The sequence below is a fragment of the Pseudomonas sp. FSL R10-1339 genome, from assembly GCF_009600545.1.
Classification (GTDB): Bacteria; Pseudomonadota; Gammaproteobacteria; order Pseudomonadales; family Pseudomonadaceae; genus Aquipseudomonas; species Aquipseudomonas bubulae.
The window spans coordinates 1-564 of sequence record NZ_WIVQ01000256.1; the positions used below are offsets into that span (position 1 = coordinate 1).

The window sequence follows — 564 nt, forward strand, 5'->3', positions numbered from 1 at the left end:
ACTTCACGGCTGGAGAACGATTCCATCAGTTGGGTGACGGCCAGTACGCGAGCGGCGGCGTTGGCGTGAAGTACGTCAAGGGGCGCGTGACGGTCGATCAATAAAGCAGGAATGGTGCAGTCGATGGCGGTAAGAGGGATGAACGGGGAATGAGTCATGGTTAAACCTCAGATGCTATATGTTTTAGCCAGCCGTTTTCGTCGCCAAACAAAAACAAGTGGCCGCTGTACGCGGGTTGGCGAACCGGTCATTCCCAGAACCCGGCAGACCCGAAGATCTCCCACGCACAGCTGCCATAAAGCACAGCGCGTATAAATACACGCTCTGTCTTATATAGCAATTGCACATATTTCTGAAAATGTTCCAAGTCGCCAAACCCGGCCGCCTTATCGGCGAACACCGACTATAAGCGTCGTCCCCTAGCCCCAGCAATTGGCAAACCTGTGAGAAAAATCCCGAAAAAACGTGAGCTTATAGTTTCTGTAGTCGCTGCCGAGGAACACTGCAACTGTGGGAGCGAGCCTGCTCGCGAAGGTCGTTCGCGAGCAGGCTCGCTCCCACAAA

1 pseudogene is annotated in these 564 nt (G+C 53.9%); it reads right to left on the bottom strand.

From position 1 onward, the window contains the following. Positions 1 to 158 (bottom strand): annotated as a pseudogene (locus GHO03_RS25700) (short-chain dehydrogenase); the annotation flags it as partial. Positions 159 to 564: the final 406 nt, after the last annotated feature.